The organism is Paenibacillus xylanexedens (assembly GCF_007680605.1).
In the GTDB taxonomy this organism is placed as follows: domain Bacteria; phylum Bacillota; class Bacilli; order Paenibacillales; family Paenibacillaceae; genus Paenibacillus; species Paenibacillus xylanexedens_B.
Window position 1 is genome coordinate 1 of the sequence record NZ_VEIO01000082.1, and the last position, 286, is coordinate 286.

Below are 286 nucleotides of genomic sequence, written 5' to 3' on the forward strand. Positions count from 1 at the left end.
TTTGCAGACGCCACAACTTAACATTAAATAGTTTGATGCAAACGGTATGGGGCGTGTTGCTCCAACAATACAATAACAACGATGATGTCGTATATGGCATGGTGGTCTCTGGGCGTCAATCCGAGGTCCTCGGGATTGAAAGTATGGTTGGACTGTTCGTCAATACAATTCCCGTTCGGATTCGTCGCACCGGACATGAGACATTTCTCGCCTTAGTGAAACAAGTGCAGGTCGATTTGTTGAAATCCGAGCAGTATGATTATGTGTCTTTGGCTGATATTCAAGC

The 286-nt window shown here is 45.1% G+C and carries 1 protein-coding gene; it reads left to right on the plus strand.

Annotated elements, in window-relative coordinates; genetic code table 11:
* Nucleotides 1-35: 35 nt before the first annotated feature.
* Nucleotides 36-286: condensation domain-containing protein (locus FS818_RS28480; protein WP_260990008.1), on the plus strand; the 251-nt coding region annotated here is incomplete at its 3' end.